The sequence below is a fragment of the Actinomycetes bacterium genome (assembly GCA_036000965.1).
Taxonomy (GTDB): Bacteria; Actinomycetota; CALGFH01; order CALGFH01; family CALGFH01; genus DASYUT01.
The window spans coordinates 1-16,454 of record DASYUT010000111.1; the positions used below are offsets into that span (position 1 = coordinate 1).

Annotated in this window: 13 protein-coding genes and 1 pseudogene; 3 read left to right on the plus strand and 11 right to left on the minus strand. The window is 69.4% G+C overall.

The features are described from left to right. Both VG276_08955 and VG276_08960 read left to right on the plus strand, forming a co-directional pair. The coding region (locus VG276_08955) for a transposase (protein HEV8649522.1) at positions 1–714 on the plus strand (714 nt) is incomplete at its 5' end. A gap of 214 nt (positions 715–928) precedes the next feature. Then, entirely contained in the window at positions 929–1,516 is a 588-nt protein-coding gene (locus VG276_08960; GenBank protein HEV8649523.1) for a PP2C family protein-serine/threonine phosphatase, read from the plus strand. A gap of 105 nt (positions 1,517–1,621) precedes the next feature. On the opposite strand, the gene VG276_08965 is transcribed toward VG276_08960, so the two are convergent. The 6 genes from VG276_08965 to VG276_08990 form a co-directional block, all read right to left on the minus strand. Beyond that, positions 1,622–2,677, minus strand: coding sequence for a sigma-70 family RNA polymerase sigma factor (locus tag VG276_08965; GenBank protein ID HEV8649524.1), 1,056 nt, complete (start codon positions 2,675–2,677; stop codon positions 1,622–1,624). A 429-nt stretch (positions 2,678–3,106) separates the two neighbouring features. After that, positions 3,107–4,105 (minus strand): metallophosphoesterase, encoded by a 999-nt coding sequence (locus VG276_08970; GenBank protein ID HEV8649525.1) that lies wholly within the window; start codon positions 4,103–4,105, stop codon positions 3,107–3,109. A gap of 280 nt (positions 4,106–4,385) precedes the next feature. Further along, entirely contained in the window at positions 4,386–5,573 is a 1,188-nt protein-coding gene (locus tag VG276_08975; GenBank protein HEV8649526.1) for a hypothetical protein, read from the minus strand. 159 nt (positions 5,574–5,732) lie between these two features. Next, the gene (locus VG276_08980; GenBank protein ID HEV8649527.1) at positions 5,733–6,716 is read right to left on the minus strand and encodes a DUF5937 family protein; all 984 of its coding nucleotides are present in this window, start codon (positions 6,714–6,716) and stop codon (positions 5,733–5,735) included. 777 nt (positions 6,717–7,493) lie between these two features. Further along, positions 7,494–9,482, minus strand: a complete 1,989-nt coding sequence (locus tag VG276_08985) for a hypothetical protein (GenBank protein HEV8649528.1) — start codon at positions 9,480–9,482, stop codon at positions 7,494–7,496. A gap of 147 nt (positions 9,483–9,629) precedes the next feature. After that, a complete protein-coding gene (locus VG276_08990) occupies positions 9,630–10,769 on the minus strand; it encodes a hypothetical protein (GenBank protein ID HEV8649529.1) in 1,140 nt (379 codons plus the stop codon). A gap of 826 nt (positions 10,770–11,595) precedes the next feature. On the opposite strand from VG276_08990, the gene VG276_08995 reads away from it, so the two are divergent. Then, on the plus strand, positions 11,596–11,859 hold the full coding sequence (locus tag VG276_08995; protein ID HEV8649530.1) for an RNA polymerase sigma factor region1.1 domain-containing protein: 264 nt from the start codon (positions 11,596–11,598) through the stop codon (positions 11,857–11,859). A 482-nt stretch (positions 11,860–12,341) separates the two neighbouring features. Here the strand turns inward: VG276_08995 and VG276_09000 are convergent. From VG276_09000 to VG276_09020, 5 genes and pseudogenes are all read right to left on the minus strand, one after another. Beyond that, positions 12,342–12,522: pseudogene (locus tag VG276_09000) on the minus strand (TetR family transcriptional regulator). Between the two features lie 216 nt (positions 12,523–12,738). Then, positions 12,739–12,975, minus strand: coding sequence for a hypothetical protein (locus VG276_09005; GenBank protein ID HEV8649531.1), 237 nt, complete (start codon positions 12,973–12,975; stop codon positions 12,739–12,741). 336 nt (positions 12,976–13,311) lie between these two features. Further along, on the minus strand, positions 13,312–14,685 hold the full coding sequence (locus VG276_09010; GenBank protein HEV8649532.1) for a hypothetical protein: 1,374 nt from the start codon (positions 14,683–14,685) through the stop codon (positions 13,312–13,314). A 438-nt stretch (positions 14,686–15,123) separates the two neighbouring features. Further along, the gene (locus tag VG276_09015) at positions 15,124–16,179 is read right to left on the minus strand and encodes a DUF4331 family protein (protein ID HEV8649533.1); all 1,056 of its coding nucleotides are present in this window, start codon (positions 16,177–16,179) and stop codon (positions 15,124–15,126) included. A 75-nt stretch (positions 16,180–16,254) separates the two neighbouring features. Continuing rightward, positions 16,255–16,380, minus strand: coding sequence for a hypothetical protein (locus tag VG276_09020; GenBank protein HEV8649534.1), 126 nt, complete (start codon positions 16,378–16,380; stop codon positions 16,255–16,257). Positions 16,381–16,454: the final 74 nt, after the last annotated feature.

Sequence of the window (16,454 nt, forward strand, 5' to 3'; positions counted from 1 at the left end):
GCCGAACCGGGGACCGGGATCATCACCGACGAGGAGCTGACCCGGGCCGCCGGGTCGGAGAACTCCGACCCGGCCGTCGCCGAGCGCTTCCTGGCCGCCGAGACCACCCACGCCATCCAGCCCGGCCAGCACGCCACCGACAACGACACCCGCACCCGCGAGTGGTATGGCGACTCGGCCTACGGCACCGGGGAGCTGCGCGACGCGATCGCCAAGGCCGGGCACGCCGCGGTGCTCAAGCCCAAGCCGCTGCCGGCCGCCGTGGCGGGTGGGTTCACCGTCGATGACTTCACCGTTGACCCCAAGGCCGGCACGGTGACCTGCCCCAACGCCATCACCCGGCCGGTCAGCGCGACCGGGGTTGCCACCTTCGGCGCGCTGTGCGGCGCCTGCCCGCTGCGTGGGCGGTGCACCACCTCCACCACCGGCCGCAAGATTGTCTTGGGCGACCATGACGACCTGCTTCGTCAGGCCCGCCGCGACTGGGCCGACGATCCCGACCTGCGGGAGGGCTACCGGCGGCACCGGCCCAACGTCGAGCGCGTCATCGCCCAGCTCGCCAGCCGCGGCGGCCGCCGCCTGAGGCTGCGCTACCTGGGCACCGCCACCAACAACGCCTGGCTCAAACGCCGCACCGCCGCCCTGAACCTGCGCAACCTCATCGGCCGTGGCCTCACCCGCCGGGACGGCATCTGGGCGCTGACCACCACCTGAGACGCCAGCCCAGCCAGGCCCAAGTGCCGGCCCACCCCGGGGGCTGCACAAGGGCGGCCAACCGGCCGCCCACCAAGCCGACCCGAGGCCACGGAACCCCCAGCGTCACCACCCAGGTCCCGCCAAGGCCAGTCGCCGCGACCCAGAATCGGCATAATTCAGTGGCCTCCCAGGCGCCGACTTCTACGACGCGCTCCGGCTGGCCGACGGCACGATCACCACCCTGGTCGGGGATGTCGCCGGGCACGGGCCGGACGAGGCGGGCGTCGCGGTGGCGCTGCGGGTTGCTTGGCGGACGATGGTGCTTACCGGGCACGGCCCGGCCGAGCTGCTCGCCGGCCTGGACCAGGTGCTGGTCAGCGAGCGGCGCACCGAGGAGCTGTTCGCAACCGTCGCCTGCGTGTGGGTCTGTCCCGACCGGCGGCAGACCACGATCGCGTTGGCCGGCCACCCCCCGCCGCTGCTCGTTGACGCTGGCCAGGCCAGGGTCCTCGATGTCCCTCACGGCCCAGCGCTCGGCATCGACGCAGCTGATGACGAGCCGTGGCCGTCAAGCACCCTGACGCTGGAGCGGCCATGGCTGCTGCTGTGCTACACCGACGGGCTCGTCGAAGGCCGCCACGGACCCGGCACGACCGAGCGGTTCGGGATCGAACGTCTTGTGGGCACCGTCACGGCGCTCGCCGGCCAGCACCCCCAGCCCACGGAGCTGTTGGACCGACTGCTCGCCACGGTGCAGGCCGCGAACGGCGGCCAACTGTCCGACGACGTCGCAATCGTCTGCCTCGCCGCCCGCCGCTAGACCAGCCGCCACTCCGCGTTCATGCCTCGAGCACCATGAAGGAACCCTCCCGGGCGTGCACCCTCGGCACGCCTCAGGGGTTGAGAGTCGCCACCGACCCGAAACTCATCGCTCCGAGCGACGATCCACTCCGTCGGGTAGCTCCTCGGGCAGTCCGAAGTGGCGGTGCACGCCAGGGTCGAGGAACCCGGCGATCTCCACGATCCGTCCGGCGCGAAGGCTCAGCACGTTGACCGCGCCGAGCCGGAACCGGTCGCCGTCCGGATCGCCCTGGTAGCAGGCGAAGGCCAGCTGCCCGTTCGCCCGGATCGGCACCAACCGCCAGAGGGTGGCGAACATCCGTTCGGTGAAGAACCGGCCGACGTCCTCGCGGCCGAGGAACCACGCGGGCAGCGGCGGCATGGTGAACCTGGCGTCCTCCGCCAGCAACTCCAGGATGGCCGCCACGTCGGCCCGCTCCCAGGCGACCACGAAGGCGTCCACCAGCTCGCGCCGGCCGTCCGCGCCGAGGGCATCCAGCTCGGCCTGCTGCGCGGTACGCGGCACCCGCTGGTCGACCGCCTTCCTGGCGCGCTGCAGCGCACTGTTCACCGAGGCAGGCGTGGTGTCCAGGATGCGCGCGACCTCGGCGGCGGAGAACTCCAGCACCTCACGCAGGATCAGTACCGCGCGCTGGGTACCCGGCAGATGCTGCAGCGCCGCGACGAAGGCCAGCTCCACGCACTCCCGCCGCAGGTAGCTCGCCACCGGGTCGGTGTCGCCCGGTTCGCTCGCCGGCACCTCGTCCGGCCAGGGCTCCAGCCAGACCGGTCCGGCCACCGGCTCACCGAGATCGTCGGTGTCCCGCCGTGGCGGGCCGTGGTCCAGCGAGAGCATCCGCCGGGGACGGCGGGCGATCAGCCGCAGGCAGGCGTTGGTGCTGACGCGGTACAGCCACGCGCGCAGCGAGCTACGACCCTCGAACCCGGCCATGCCCCGCCAGGCGCCGAGCAGCGACTCCTGGAGCGCGTCCTCGGCGTCCTGCACCGAGCCGAGCATCCGGTAGCAGTGGGCGTACAGCTCACCCCGGTAGCTCGCCACCAGCCGCTCGAAGGCCGCCGAGTTACCCCGGCGGGCCGACGCCAGCAGCTCCGGCTCGGGCGGCGTGTCGACATCATCCATCGAGACCATTGTTACAGCCGCCCTGGCCGGCGTCGCACCGCCCGGCCGGCGTCGCACCGCCCGGCCGAGCGCCGGGCGGCCAGCAGCACGGCTGCCAACCGGCGGGGCCGATGACCATCACAGGCCTGAACCCGGTACCGGCGGCCGCGGCTCCGGCTCCGGCTTCACTTCACTGAGACGGCGCCACCCCCATTTCTTGTGGATGCCTCCGGCCACCACGACCTCCGACCCATCCTTCTCAGGTATCGACGGCCGAGCGCCGTGCTCTCCAGCGTTTCCGAGGCCATGCGGCTCGGTAGGTGCCGCAGGTATGGGGTGAACCGCGGTCCTGCTGCTGCGACGTCTACGGCGCCTCGGCAGGTGGTGTCTCATGGTCGGTGGACCGCGTCATGAGGTTGGACAGGACGGTGTACTCCCGGGCCATCACCCTCACTGGTTGCAGCCGATCGACACGGTGTCGTAGCTGGAGCCGTCGGTGCGCTTGAACGACTGCGTCCAGCCGTCCGGGCGCAGCACGAGCTTCAAGAAGCCGTAGTGGTCATCATCGGCAGCTACCCGTGCCGGGTGGGGGTTGCCGCTGAAGCTGATGAGGCTCCGACCACCGGTGCCGACGATCGAGGAGTGGATGCCCTGACTGGGGCTGATGGTCCCGTCGTAGATCATCGGCCGGAGCCGCTCGTAGGCGTGGTTGTGGCCCGACAGCACCAGGTCCACGCCACGGGCCGCTCCCTGGTTGTCCATGACATCCCAGAGGGTCTGCATCTTGGCGGCGCCGGCGTGCGGGGCCGGGGTGCCGAACCGAGGCTCGTGGAACAGCGCCATGGTGCAGCGGATGTGCTGGTTTTGGTCCAGCACGTCCCGCAGCCAGTTGGCCTGGGCCGAGTCGAAGGTGCACTTGGGCGTGATCCAGGTGGCCCCGTCCCACTCCTGGCAGGAGGAGTTCAGCACCACCACCAGCCATTGGCTTCCAGGCGGGTTGGGCGGGCTGGGCAGGGTGATCTTGAACCAGTGGTAGGTCGCCCCACCAGGACGCGCCCTGGACCCGTAGTAGTCGAAGTAGGGCTGCGGACCAACCGTCCCCTGGCCGTTGCAGTACTCGTGGTTGCCGATGGCCAGGTAGGTGTTGTCCTTCACATCACCCCACACCGGATCCCAACGGGTCTGCATGAGGGTGTCGGTCGGGCACTCGTACTGGAAGTCGCCCAGCAGGAAGTAGGCGTCCGGCTTGTGACTATCGATCAGCGACCGGACGGCACGGGCGTTGGCGTCCGACGCCTGCCCTGGGGACGGCATGATGTCGCCCACCGCAGCGAGCACACTGCCCGTGAAGTCCTCGGCATGAAACGGCGGTGCGGCACCGGCCACCGGGGTTGCCTGCACCAGCAAGCCCAAGACGGCGACAACGACGACGACCCACAGTCGCTTCAAGCGTCCCCTCCTCACCCGGGACATCGCATCGTGCACTAGGAATGGGGCGTGGCGCTGCGCCGTCGAAGGAGCTGTGGGCAGAGGCAAGGAGAGTCCGCTTCATGGGCTCCCCCGGAACTCGACGGTGAGCACGTTCGCAGTGGGGGTATGCCGCGCTGGCGCGGCTGCACCACCACGCCGCAGGATGGCCGCCGGCCCGTCATGGAGCGCCGACCGGCGGAACTGACCGGCGCCCTGGTGTGCCGGTGCAATGGCACTAGGCCGAGCCAGCTCCAGCGGCTCACGGATGGCCCAGGCTGTACCAGCCGCTCCAGCCCGCGTTGGGCGCGCGCTGCCAGCGGTGCCAGACGTTGTTGTCACTCAAGCCGACCGCGAAGACTTCCAGCCGGCCGTCGGCGTTGCGGATCGAGACCGGGTACGACGAGTACGGTTGGTCGCTGCCGAAGACGTACCAGCCGCTCCAGCCCGCGTTAGGGGCGGTCTGCCAGCGGTGCCAGATGCTGCGGTCGGTGTCACGAATCACGAAGAACTCCATCCGCCCGTCTGCGTTGCTGGCCACGCTCGGCACGCTCCAGATGGTCGCCCCGCCGAGGTTGACCCAGCTGCTCCACGCCGGGCCGTTGGGCGTGGTCTGGTAACGGCGGAACAGCGCACGGTCCAGCTGACTGGGGTATGTGAAGGCGGGAACGAAGATTTCGAGCCTGCCGTCGGCGTTCTTGCCCACGGCGGGAAACACGGCGGGAGCATAGAAGCGGGGGTTGAGGACGGGGGAGCCGAGGCTGCCCAGGCCGCTCCAGCCCCCGTTCGGGCTGGTCTGCCAGGCGTGGTACACCGCGTGGTCGTCGTAGGCTGCAAACACCTCGAGCCGGCCGTCCTGGTTCCTGCCCACGGCGGGAGAGGTGCTGACCGGGCCACCCAGGTCCGCCCACCCGAACCAGCCACCGCCCGGGCGCTGCCAGTTGGTCACCACGTGGTCGGGGATGTCGATGCGGTCTGAGATCGCGAACACCTGCAGCCGCCCGTCGGCGTTGGCGGCGACGGCGAGGTTGTGATTGGTGGCCCTGAGGCTCCCGCCGAGGTCGGCCCAGTCGCTCCAGCCTCCCCCAGGGCTGGTCTGCCAGCGGTGCGACATGGCGCCGCCGCCCGTAACCGTGAACACCTCAAGCCGACCGTCGCTATTGCGGCCGACGGCGATCGTGCAGAAAAAGCCACTCCCGAGCGAGTGCCAGCCGCTCCAGCCTCCACTCGCTGTCTGCCATTTATGCCAGACCGAGCCGTCGTCCCTGGCCAGGAAAAGCTCGAGCCGGCCACCGCTGTTGGCGACGACGGCCGGGTTGCCACCGGGCGACGTGAGCGGGCAGACGCTGGCTGACGCCCGCATGCCCCCAGCCGGGGCCAGCAGTACACCGAGGGTCACCAAAGCCATGACGATGCAGCGGAGGGACATCCTAAACCCTGGTCGTCCCATGGCATCTCCTTTGCCTGGGCATCCCGGATCTCAGGTCACTGCCGAGATCCAGCGTCTCGACGGAGAGGATCCACGCCAGGACACAGGCATGGCAGAGCCCTACATAGGTGCGGCCACCAGCATTCTGGTGCCGCCCGCGACGGGCGTCACCGTCACCTTTCAGCTGTGGGTGAAACGTCCGGAGGCCAGCAGCAGCTGCACGCCGAGCGGGGTGAGGTCGTGGTGGACCGCCCGCCCCCGGCGGGTGCTGGCAACAAGACCGGCGTTGCGGAGCGCCGTCAGGTGCTGGGAGGCCGAGGCGACGCTCACGTCCAGCCGTTGGGCCAGGTGGCTGGTGCTGTCCCCACCGGCGGCGGCCAGCAGCACCGCCGTCCGGGTGCCGCCAAGCAGCACCGCCAGCACGTCACGGTCGTGGGCTGGCGGATTCCACAAGGCCAGCTGGTCGCGGGCCGGGTAGAGCAGCACGGGTTGGCCGTTGCCGTCCAGCAGCACGATCGGGTCCGGCCAGGCGAACACCGACGGCACCAGCACCAGCCCGCAACCCCCAAGGTCCATGCTGCGGCTGCGGCCAGGAACGCCCACCTCCAGGACGGGGTCGTTCCAGTGGACTGCCGGGTGCAGCGTCGCCAGGACCACCCCCGTCCCCTGCTCGGCGCGCACGCCGGTCCGGTAGGCGACGTCGGCTTCCAGCTGGACCCTGACAGCCGGCCAGGACTCGGCGATACAGCGGCGGTGGTAGTCGCTGAGCAGGTCACGGGCAAGCCGGCGCTCGCTGCTGGCGCCGTCAGGGAGCATGGGCAGCCACCTGGCGGTGAGGGCGGGGGAGTCCAGCGTGGCCAGGAAGGCCTGCAGCGGGCGCGGGCTGAACGCCAGCACCGCCTCCAGCTCCTCGTCAAACAGCGGGCGCTCGCCGACGATCGGGGCCAGGGCCACCGTCGGGTGCCAGTCCGCCGGCACCAGGCCCAGCAGGACACGCGACGGGGCGCCCACGAGGTTGCGTCGCTGCGCGTCCCGCCAGCCCTCGAACGGTGGCTGGGGGTCGTGGCGCCCGAGCGCGGCCACGCTCAGGATCGTCTCGGCCATCGGGGAGATCATGAACCGGACCCGGACCAGATCCTGGGGACGGAAGCGAATCCGCAGCATCCCACCTCCGAACGCCCGGTGGCACACAAATCCTATACCCAAAACTTCGAGGACAGTCCATGGAGCTGTCCGTCTTGGTCTTGGGTGCCCCTGCCGGGACTGCGGACGACGATCGCAACGGGAACTGCCGAGGCCGCAATCTGGATGAGATCGGCCGGAGGCGGCTGGGGCGGGCGCGGCCCGCGACGAATCAGAAACACCGCGCGAAGCGCACCACTCGGCCAGCCGCTCAAGCACCCACTCGTCCAGGACCGTCAGCGAGATCCCGCGGCCGTACCCCGGCCGTGAACACCACCAGCGCCACCGACCCCGCAGGTGTTACACGGCCTCCCCTTTCACAAGTTCACGTCGGAGTGTCTCCCTGGACCCCTGGATGGTCAACAGCGAGACTTCCTTCGCCTCGTCCAGCGCGTACGTGCAAGGGTTGCCCAGGGGGGTAGTTCCTGCGGATCAAACGCGGCCGATGTCGGCTGCGCACCGCGAGGGATTCCAATGCCCAAACCGCCAGATCCGTAGGCCGGAGGTGAGCCTGCGCTGCGCCGTCCTGTCAGACCGTCACGCTGACCGCTCCCTCCACGGGGCTGTCGGTCTCACCGCGGCCGTTCCTGCCCAAATGTTCTGGGCCCCACCGGGTGTGACTTGAGCTGCCAGATGGCGACCGCCGCGGTCGGCCGCGGAGCTGTGCGGGCTGGCGGCAGTACCCGGCGCGGCGGAGCGGAGCCGGGTCCAAGGGGGAGGCGGCGGAGCCGTCGGGTTCCCTTGCTCTCCCAGCCCGAATTAGAAGCGGTTAGTCAGTCGAAGTTCTGGGTTGGGCCGTGGCGTGCCATCGACGTAGTGGTTCATCCCCTGCTGCCAGGTCGCCGCGAGCTGGAGTAGCGCGGCCAGGCCGCTGCGGGCAAATGCCTGCCATTCCTGCTCGTACCCAGTACGGCCTCTGTAGTGCTCGGGCTGGTAGGCGGCCAGGAAGTGTTGGTAGTTGTCCGGTCCGGCGTAGGCCTCACCCATCTGGTCCAGGCCCTGCTCAAGCTTGGACATGGCGGTGCGGTAGCGGGTCCATCGGTGCTGCTGCCAGTCAAAGCACCGCTGCCCCGTGGCAGTGCCGGCCAGCAGCTCAGCCGCCCGCTGCCCTCGAGCGGCCAGCTCAAGGATCTGCTCGCGGGCCATGGCCAGGTTCATGCCGCCCTCGTCCGGCCGGTGCGACACGTGCACGATGCGATCCCGGAACCCGGGTAGGGCCATCTGCCCCCGGTCTGCCCAGTTCTGCATCGTGTCAAGGAGCGTGGACCCGAAGGCGAACAGGTTGGTGATCGGCCTCCAGCTAGTCCGACCGACCCTGCCAATCGGCTCGGGCAGGTAGACGTCCTCGTCCTGGTGATCGGGCGGGTAGGTACGCAGATTCAGGCCGAAGGTCGGACGGCGCGGCAGCAGGCCATCGAAGAAGTGGATCGGGAAGTTACTGGTGATGCCACCGTCAGAGAACCAGCAGGACACGACCGGCCGGGCGGTCTGCTCGTAGTCGACCGTGTACAAACCGACAGCGCTCATCAGGAGCGGGAATGACAGGCTCATGCGCGCCGCGACCACGACGGGCAGGTCGGGCGCCAACGGCAGAAACCGTAGCCGCTGATCCGGGTGGGTCGGGCAGCGCACGTCGGTCTGGTCGGGCTCGCCGTCAGGGTGTCGTATGGTCCAGTTGGAGTGGGCGCACATGTGGTCGACGACCCGGCTCGGGAACAGCCGGCGCAGCTCCCAAGGGCAAAACGAGAGCACGCGCTCGTCGGTCGGCAGGCGCCAGGGACGCCCATGCGACAAGTCGGTGGTCATCATCTCCAGGTTGATTTCGCGGAGGGCGCGCAGGCGAAGCTGCTCGGCGACGCTCAACCCTCCCTCGGCCTGGGAGGCGGCCCGGTAGTCGGCGGCGGCTCGCTCGCCCCACAGGTCACCGAAGGTGAGCGGTCGGTCCCGGTTCCCGGCGAGCTCGTCGAGTAGATCGGTCAGCCAGGGAGTCAGCGCTTTCGGCTGCCCGGCGACGTCCTCCTCACGCTCCCGACCAGCGGCATCGAGATAGCCGGTGCAGATGCCGTAGAAGTTGTCCCGCACGTCGTTGACGAGGACGCGGTAGAGGGACCACACGACGAGCGCCAACCCGAGCGCGACGCCGAGCAGCACGGCGAACAGGACCGCAGCCGTTGCTGACCAAACGCTTGCCGGTCCGCCCAGCCATAGGACCGCGGCGGCGAGCGCAACCGGGCTGAGCAGTCCGACAAGCAACCACCCCAGCCGCTGACCGACCACGGCGCGGATCGTCGGCCATACCTTCGGCCCGAGCCGCTTGCCGAGCTCGACCCTTTGTCTACCTGCCGGCCGTGACGGGGCCTTGCTGGCCGCGACCATAATCTCGAACAGCGAGCGGGTGGACGGCGCGGGCCGGAACAACGACGTGAGCTTCGCGCCGAGCTCCTCGGGCAGCTCGGCGAGCCGGCCATAGCCGCCGGCCCTCGATGCCGGGTCGGCCAGGCGTCGGCGGCGACCACGCTCGGCCGCCGCAGCGGCCGCTGCCGCGATCGCCCCCGCTGAGGTCCCTCCGACGTTGTGGAGCCGGTAGCGGGTGGCCAGCTCGCAGACCGCCAGCGGATAGATGACACCACTGGTAATCCCGCCCTTCATGATGACGTCGCACTCGGCCGCAGCATTTGCGTAGTCGGCTTGCCGAAGCTTGCTGGTCGAGGCGGCCGGGTCATGCGTACCGGCGGTGGACGAGCCCATATGTACCCCCCATTGGCTGTCGCTCACACGACCGAGAGTGAATTGATCGCTACAACGGTCAGCGCCTAGAACGGTCCCTCCCGTCTCTTCTGCGCGACCTGGTCGCCGCACCGACCCCAAGAACACCATTCTGCTCGGGCCCGCTTGCTAGGCCGGTGGTTGATTTCGCCGAGACGCGAGAGCGCCGGCGGGCTGGGGTTGTGCTTGATCGCCCTGCGCCGGCTTGGCGGGCGGCGGGCCGGTCAGCCGCAGATTGATGAGCTTTCCGAGCAGGTCGAACCAGAATGGGCCTCCCTGCATCGCAGCGAGCGCGGTGATGATCAGGCCGAAGGTCTTCAGCCCCCAGTCCGCGGGATGGTGCGGGGCGCGCTTGTCGATACCTTGGTAGACAACCGACTGAAACGGCCAACCGGGCCAGCCGATCGGCAACTGTAGCGCCTGGAGGCTCTCAATTCTGGCTGTGAGGCAGTCAAGGGGGTCTGGCGCCGTTGTGGAGGCCGCGGATCCTGCTGGAGTACCCGACACAGGGATGGGACATGGGACCGTGGTGGTCGGGCTGGAAGAGGCCCCCGCCGCTGTGGTGGGTGGGGTGGCCACCCGCTGGGCCTCGGCGACCACAGCGCCGCGCAGCGTGCTGTCGGTCCAAAGCGTCCGGACCAGCAGCGCCGCGTCCACGTTCAGCACGATCGCAAGCCCGAGTCCCCAGAGCAACAAGAACCACTTGGTGCGGCGCTTGTACCAGCCGGACAGCCGGTCCATCTCCTCGTCGAACCACTGCTCCAGCCGCCGCTTGAACTGCACGACATCACCACCGGCGTCGTGGAGCAGGGTTCGCAACACAGCTTGCAGGCTGGGATCCTTCAGCTCCTTGCTGATCGCAGTGTTCAAGTCTTTGGCTGTTGCTGGAGTGGCCCCAACCTTGTCGGTCCTGCCCAGGAGCGACAGCAGCGTGGTCGCGAATGTGGCAGCCGAAACGTAGGACGGTACTTTGGAATACCGAAGGCGTCGGAGGCCGGTCGGCGCGTCGTCGGACGGTGACGCTCCTTGCGACGCATCACGTTTATCGCGTCGAAGATCAAGACGGGCTCCTCGAAGCTCCCGAATGAGCGGATGATCAAGAAAGCTGTCCTTATCGGGTCCAAGCAGCTTGACCAGCCATCGCTGCAGGTGGATAGCCCGCCGGTTCAGGATCGCCGCGGCGAGTTCGTTGAGGAACGAACACGCAGAACCAACTAAGAAGAAGACCAACACCATTCCGATAGCGAGCTGCACGACTGCGGAGGTCATCTCGTCCTCCTCGCCAAGCCGTCACGATAGGAAGCTTCTAGCCCTCCGGGAATCGCCACAGGGCAGCGCCATCAAATGGCGCTCCCCGAAAGCCGACGCAGCCTGAGAACCATTGTGTCAAGCGTCTGTGCTGCCCAAGCCACATCCCTGTTCCGGGCCACAGAACACGTGAGGAACGTCTTGCGGAAGGTCGAGCGCTCGACCCGAACGGCGAGGTGGCCCAGAAGTGGCCCATCTTGTCCCTACTTCGCACCCTCATCTGACGGCCGAACCTCAGCACCGCCACGGTCTCCGAGTAGACAGATGAGGCAGGTCCCCAGCCTGGATCGTCATCCGAAGGGGATGCGGATTTCCGAGGGTATCGCATCCCACACCCCCGTCTGCGGCCCCATCAGCTCGCTGTGACGACAGGCGCTTCCACCAGCTTCTGATGGGCTACTGGGCTTGTGGCTGTGGCGCAATGCTAGATAAGGGACCTCAGGGCTGAAGTCTCGCATGCGACCCATTCAGCGTGCAAGCATCAACTAGGACTTCCACATGCTGTGACGGCGACTACGAGAAAACTCCGCGGCGTCCACTGCTGCAGCTGCTGCGGGCCACCGGGCTGCGCGTCGGTGAGCTGCTCGACCTCGAGCTCGACTGCCTGGTCGACTCCGCCAGCCACGGCACCTGGCTGCGCGTCCCGCTCGGTAAGCTCGCAAGCGAGCGGATGGTGCCGCTTGACGAGCACACCCTCGCCATACTCGGGTCGAGTGATCGCCTCTTGACGGATTGTTCCCTCCTGGGGATTAGTTCCAGGGATCGTTCTTGCAAGAGAGTGGACAAGATGCCAAGCGACAGTCCCTTGTCCCAGATTTCACAGGTGCAGGACATGGTTGCGCGAGGCAAGGAGCGCGGCTTTATCACCACCGAAGAGGTGATCGAGGCGCTGGCTCCCGTCGACCTGTCGGCTGAGCAGATCGACAACGTCTACCAGGTCCTCGCCGACGAGAACATCGAGGTCGTCGAGATGGTCGACGAGCTCGACGCCAGCGGTCGGCCCGCAGCCGTACCAGCACGGCTGCGGCAGTGCCGGCGAGGTCCAGGGTGAGCCGGGCGGAGTCGTAGCCGGCGTCGAACACAAACAGCGGTGGCTGCTCGCTGGCGGGTAGGCGCGCCAGTAGCGCGCGGATCTGCGCCACGGCGGTCTGGTCGGCGTCGCCCAGGGGGTGCAGCCGGCGGGCGTCGGCGGCCGCGGTCCAGGAGTCCCGGTGGAAGCTGAGCTGGCAGATCCACTGGAAGGCCCAGCCGGTGATGACCGGCTGGCCGGCGGAGTGGCGGGAGGGGTGGTAGTAGTGGCCCCGCTGCGGGCTGCACGCCGCGTCGCGGCGCGGCCAGGTGGTCACATCGACCGCGAAGACCAGCGGGTCGGCGTCCGGGAGGCAGCCGGCGAGCAGGTTCCGGAGCCGCTCGGCGTCGATGCGGCCGCTGCCGGCTGTTCGGACTGGGTCGTCATGGTCTGGTCCTTCCCGCGGCGGGACGGTCGACCACCATCCGGTGGACCACGGCCTCCCTCTCCGGGACGTTGCCGAGCACCGCCTCCTCCTTGGAGGAGAAGTAGTTGAAGAACGTCCGCGGGGCGACATCGGCCGCCTCGCTGATGTCCTCCACCCGTCACCTGCTCGAAGCCCCGTTCGGCCACCAGCCGCAGCGCCGCGTCCAGCAGCGCCTGTCGGGTGGCGAGCTTCTTGCGCTCCCGCCTGACAGCAAGCAACCGTTGTGGATCATCCGAAGGGGCTTGCCATGGTTAACCGGTACGTCCCGGGCACCTGCAACATCGGCCCGGCCGAGATCGCAGTACGTAGACGGGCCGGACACGTCGGCCTGGCCGCCACCGCCGCCCTCAGCGTACGGATAGAGCTGGACGGCGACCCCATTGGCACCCTAGGCGTCTACTCGGCAACACCCCGGGATTGGGACGACCGTGAAGTCAGCGCCGTCCAAGCCTACGCCCCGGGTGGTCGCCAGCCTGCTCGCTGCGGCGGTCGCCGCGCACGTGAAGGGACGGCTGGCGGCGCAGTTGCAGACGGCGCTGGACCGCCGGATGCTGATCGAGCAGGCCAAAGGCATTCTGATGGCCAAGGAAGGCATCGATGCGGCCGTCGCCTTCGAGTGCCTCCGCACCGCCGCTCGTTCGACTCGGCGGCGGGTTGTCGACGTGGCCCACGACCTGATCCCCGGCCGTCCTCCGCCCCAACCACAGCCGCCGCCCCAAGTACGCCGTGCCCGCCGCGACCACGTTGCCCAAGAACCGGCGTCCATGGGGGGAGCCAGGTGTCGCCGCCGCTCCCAAAGGCCTGCGGAGACCGTCTCGCGGCGCCCTACCGAACCAGCGCGCTGCACCCGCCGGCCCTCAGCGCTGCGTGGGCAATAGAGTCCCGGAAGTGGTGTAAGAGCCCGGGCAGCTGTGGGCCAGGCCGGTAGCAGCCAAGCCACGATAGGCGGTCGTCGAGCGCATCGCCGACGAGACCGTGGCCGGCGTGCCCGCGCCCGCCTGAGGCCGTTACACCCGGTCGGGGACCAGCAGCTCGGGAACGTTCCCCGTGCCCTTGTGCAGCACACGCCCCGAGCGCAGGTCCACCACGGCGTAGCCCTCCACGTTGCTGACGTTGGCATCCATCAGCTGGACGTAGGCGAGGTCGCCGTTGACCTGGATCCAGCTCACCTGCGTCGCGCCGAACCGGTGCACAGGCCGGCGGTCGCCCGGCCCGTACAGGGTCAGCCCGTAGCCCTGGTTCGCACCGTCCTGGCCCGTCCCGAAGGCGGTCCCGAAGGCGAGCAGCCTGCCGGCCGCCAGCATGGCACTGCTCGAGTGCCGGTCGACCTGGCGCGCGGTCCAGGTCGCGGTGTCGATCAGCTCCAGCCCGGACGGGATCTCCATGTGGTGCCCCTTGGCGGACCCGTCGTAGCCGGTGACGGCGAGCTGGCCGTCGCCGAGCCAGAGCGCGTTGCGCGAAGGGCCGGAAATGATCTTCGCCTCGGCCGGCGGGGCCCACCAGCGCGCGAGCCGCTGCAACGGCGACTCGAACCGCCCGAGCCGATGGTAGGTGACCTCCAGGCTGGCCAGGTCGACCTCGGCCAATGGTCCGCCGCCCGGGACGACGTAGACGCGCCGGCCGGCGGGGTCGGCGGCGATCCCGGGCACGGCCTGCTCCATCCGCGGTCCCGACCCGTCGGTGTCGTCGAGCTGCTTGAAGCCGGCGTTGATCCCCGCGAGGGTCACCGTGCGCAGGCCGGCGTCGGCGTCCGACACCACCAGCCGCGCCCGGCCGATCGCGTTCGCGGGGGTGACAAGCAGTGCCAGCCCGTGCGGCAGGCGCGCGGACCCCTGCACGACGCCGTCGAAGCGCTGCTGGCGGACCACGCGGCGGGCGCTGACGTCGACGGCGAGCACCTCTGTGGCCGCCTCGTGGGAGGTGCCGATCAGCAGCAGGCGCGACGGCCCGACCCAGCTCCAGCCGAAGGCGGCCTCGCCGGGGACGGCGGTCCGCACGGCGCCGAGCCGGCGCAGGTGCACCAGGTCGACGACGGTGAGGTCGCCCGCCTCGCTGCCGAGGACCGCCATGGAGCGGTCGGAGGCGACCGCCATCATGGGCCAGGTCCCCTCCAGCTTGAGCCGGCTTCCCGGCAGGGGCCGCAACGTCCTCGGGTCCAGCCGGGCCAGCTCGATCGCCATGTTGGCGCTCGAGACCACGCCGACCAGCGGCCCGCCCACCCGCGCCGGCGGCAGCGCCGCCGGCGGCAGCGGCGCCGGCGGCACCACCACCGCCTTGGACTTGGTCGACGCATCGCGGCCTCCCCCGACCGCGCAGCCGCCGACGACGACGAGCGCCGCGGCCACCGGCACCGCCAGCAGCCGCCACCAGCGCATGTTCATGACTTCCACCCCGCGGCAATCCTGTGTCCTTCCGCCTCTACACGCGGCGGGGAGGATCGGTTCCATCGAGGTGGTCTGTGTCCTCTGCCGATGCGCTTCGACCTGCTCCTCAAGGGTGGCGAGTGGGCACTGTTGCATTGAGCCGGAATGCGCCGGGAAGCCCAGCAACGTGAAGGCTCTCCTTCATGGAAGGGCGCCAAGAAGGGCTCGAACCACTCCACCGTGCCGATGATCTGTCGTCTTCGAGCGGCGAAGTGGAGGCAGTCGGACGGGGTGATCGCTCAATGCAACAGTGCCGATGGGGGCGCATGCCCGTGAGTCTGCCCGCTGGTGCCAGCAGCGCGAACTACCGGATCGATACGGCAAACAGGATCGGCCGGATCACGCCCGTTCAGCGGGCTCTAGCTCAGTGCTGGTGTTTGGTGGTTCTTGTGAGTCTCATCGGGTTGATGCTCGCGGAGACCGAAAGTAGTCGGCGAGGGGTGGCAGATCAGCCGGTTGGGGTGCGGACAGGTAGGGGAACGCTGGGGTGGCTTGGCGTGGGGCGGAGGCGTTTCCGAGGGTCGAGCCGGCGAGAACGGCGACGGCGATGTCGAAGGCGTTGTCGCCAAGCGCCCGCCCGTTGCCATCGCCGGGGTGGAAGGCGGCGGGCTGACCGGGCCGGTAGGTGAGCACGTCAGGGAGAAATGCCGCCGTCACCCGCTCGGCGTGGGCGTCAGGATCGGACAGTCCGGCGAGGCGGGCGGCGGTGCCGGCGATGCGGCGGACCCGCTCACCGTGGGTGTCTCGGTCGGCGGCCGGCGCTCCGGCGTTCAGGGTATCCAATTCCGCTTCGGTGTCGGGAGGGTTGAAGAACAGGGGGCGGAGCATTGCCTGGCCGATGCGGCTGACCTGTCGTTGCGGGGCGTGGCCGTCGAGGCTTATCCGTGCCCACAGGGCGATCCGGGTGCTGCCGAGGGCGGTGTTGGGGAGTTGCAGCGCGATGGCGGTCACATCACGGCCGGCGAACGCGTTGCTGGGTGAGGCGGTGAATACTTCGGGGGTGTAGCGCCCTTCGGTCAGGCCCTGGAGGAACGTGCCGACGGCAATGCCGTCGCCGTTGAAGGGATCCGCGGCCAGCCCGGCCCAGGCCAGCCCGTTGCCGCTGAGGGAGAACACCTCCCCGGTGCGGCCCTCGCCCAGGGGTGTCCCCGCCGTGCCGTGGTGGGCAGCGGGGCCGTTGGCGCGGAGGACCCGAACCTGTTGCTGCCCGTTGTCGTCGGGCTCGGTGAAGGTGACGCGGAGGGCGAGGTCCTCGCTTGTGCCACCGTTGCTGGCCACGACGAATTCGTAGAGCGCGTCGGGTCGAAAGGTTGTCGGGGAGGAGCGTCCGGCGTCGGGGTTGACGGTCAGGATGAGCGCGGTGGTGTCGGGTGCGGCGGGGAAAGCGTACAGGTCACATGGGTTGATGCGTCCGTCGGCGCGGTCGGCGGCGCTGTCGAAGTGGTGCGACACGGATGGTCCCTTCAGTTGTTCCAGACGAGCTACGGGAGTGGAAGCAAATACCTTGAACAACAGGGCTGGCTGCTCCTACGGCGCCCTGATGCGGACGGTCCAGCCCCGAGCGCGGAGGTGGCCGACGGCGGCCAGCGCGAGCACGCCCGTCCACACCAGCGCGAGCACACCGGCGAGGGCGCGCGGGTAGTCACCGGGCAAAACGGAGTCGTTGCCTGGTTGCGTTGCCCCGCCCGACACCGTAGAGCACGGCGGGCATCGTCTTGTCGGCGTCC

Excerpts from the sequence above, each read along its gene's own strand:
- VG276_08965 (HEV8649524.1), bottom strand. The coding sequence starts at position 2,677 with ATGGATGATGTCGACACGCCGCCCGAGCCGGAGCTGCTGGCGTCGGCC.
- VG276_08975 (HEV8649526.1), bottom strand. The coding sequence starts at position 5,573 with ATGGGACGACCAGGGTTTAGGATGTCCCTCCGCTGCATCGTCATGGCT.
- VG276_08980 (HEV8649527.1), bottom strand. The coding sequence starts at position 6,716 with ATGCTGCGGATTCGCTTCCGTCCCCAGGATCTGGTCCGGGTCCGGTTC.
- VG276_08985 (HEV8649528.1), bottom strand. The coding sequence starts at position 9,482 with ATGGGCTCGTCCACCGCCGGTACGCATGACCCGGCCGCCTCGACCAGC.
- VG276_08990 (HEV8649529.1), bottom strand. The coding sequence starts at position 10,769 with ATGACCTCCGCAGTCGTGCAGCTCGCTATCGGAATGGTGTTGGTCTTC.
- VG276_08995 (HEV8649530.1), top strand. The coding sequence starts at position 11,596 with ATGCCAAGCGACAGTCCCTTGTCCCAGATTTCACAGGTGCAGGACATG.
- VG276_09010 (HEV8649532.1), bottom strand. The coding sequence starts at position 14,685 with ATGAACATGCGCTGGTGGCGGCTGCTGGCGGTGCCGGTGGCCGCGGCG.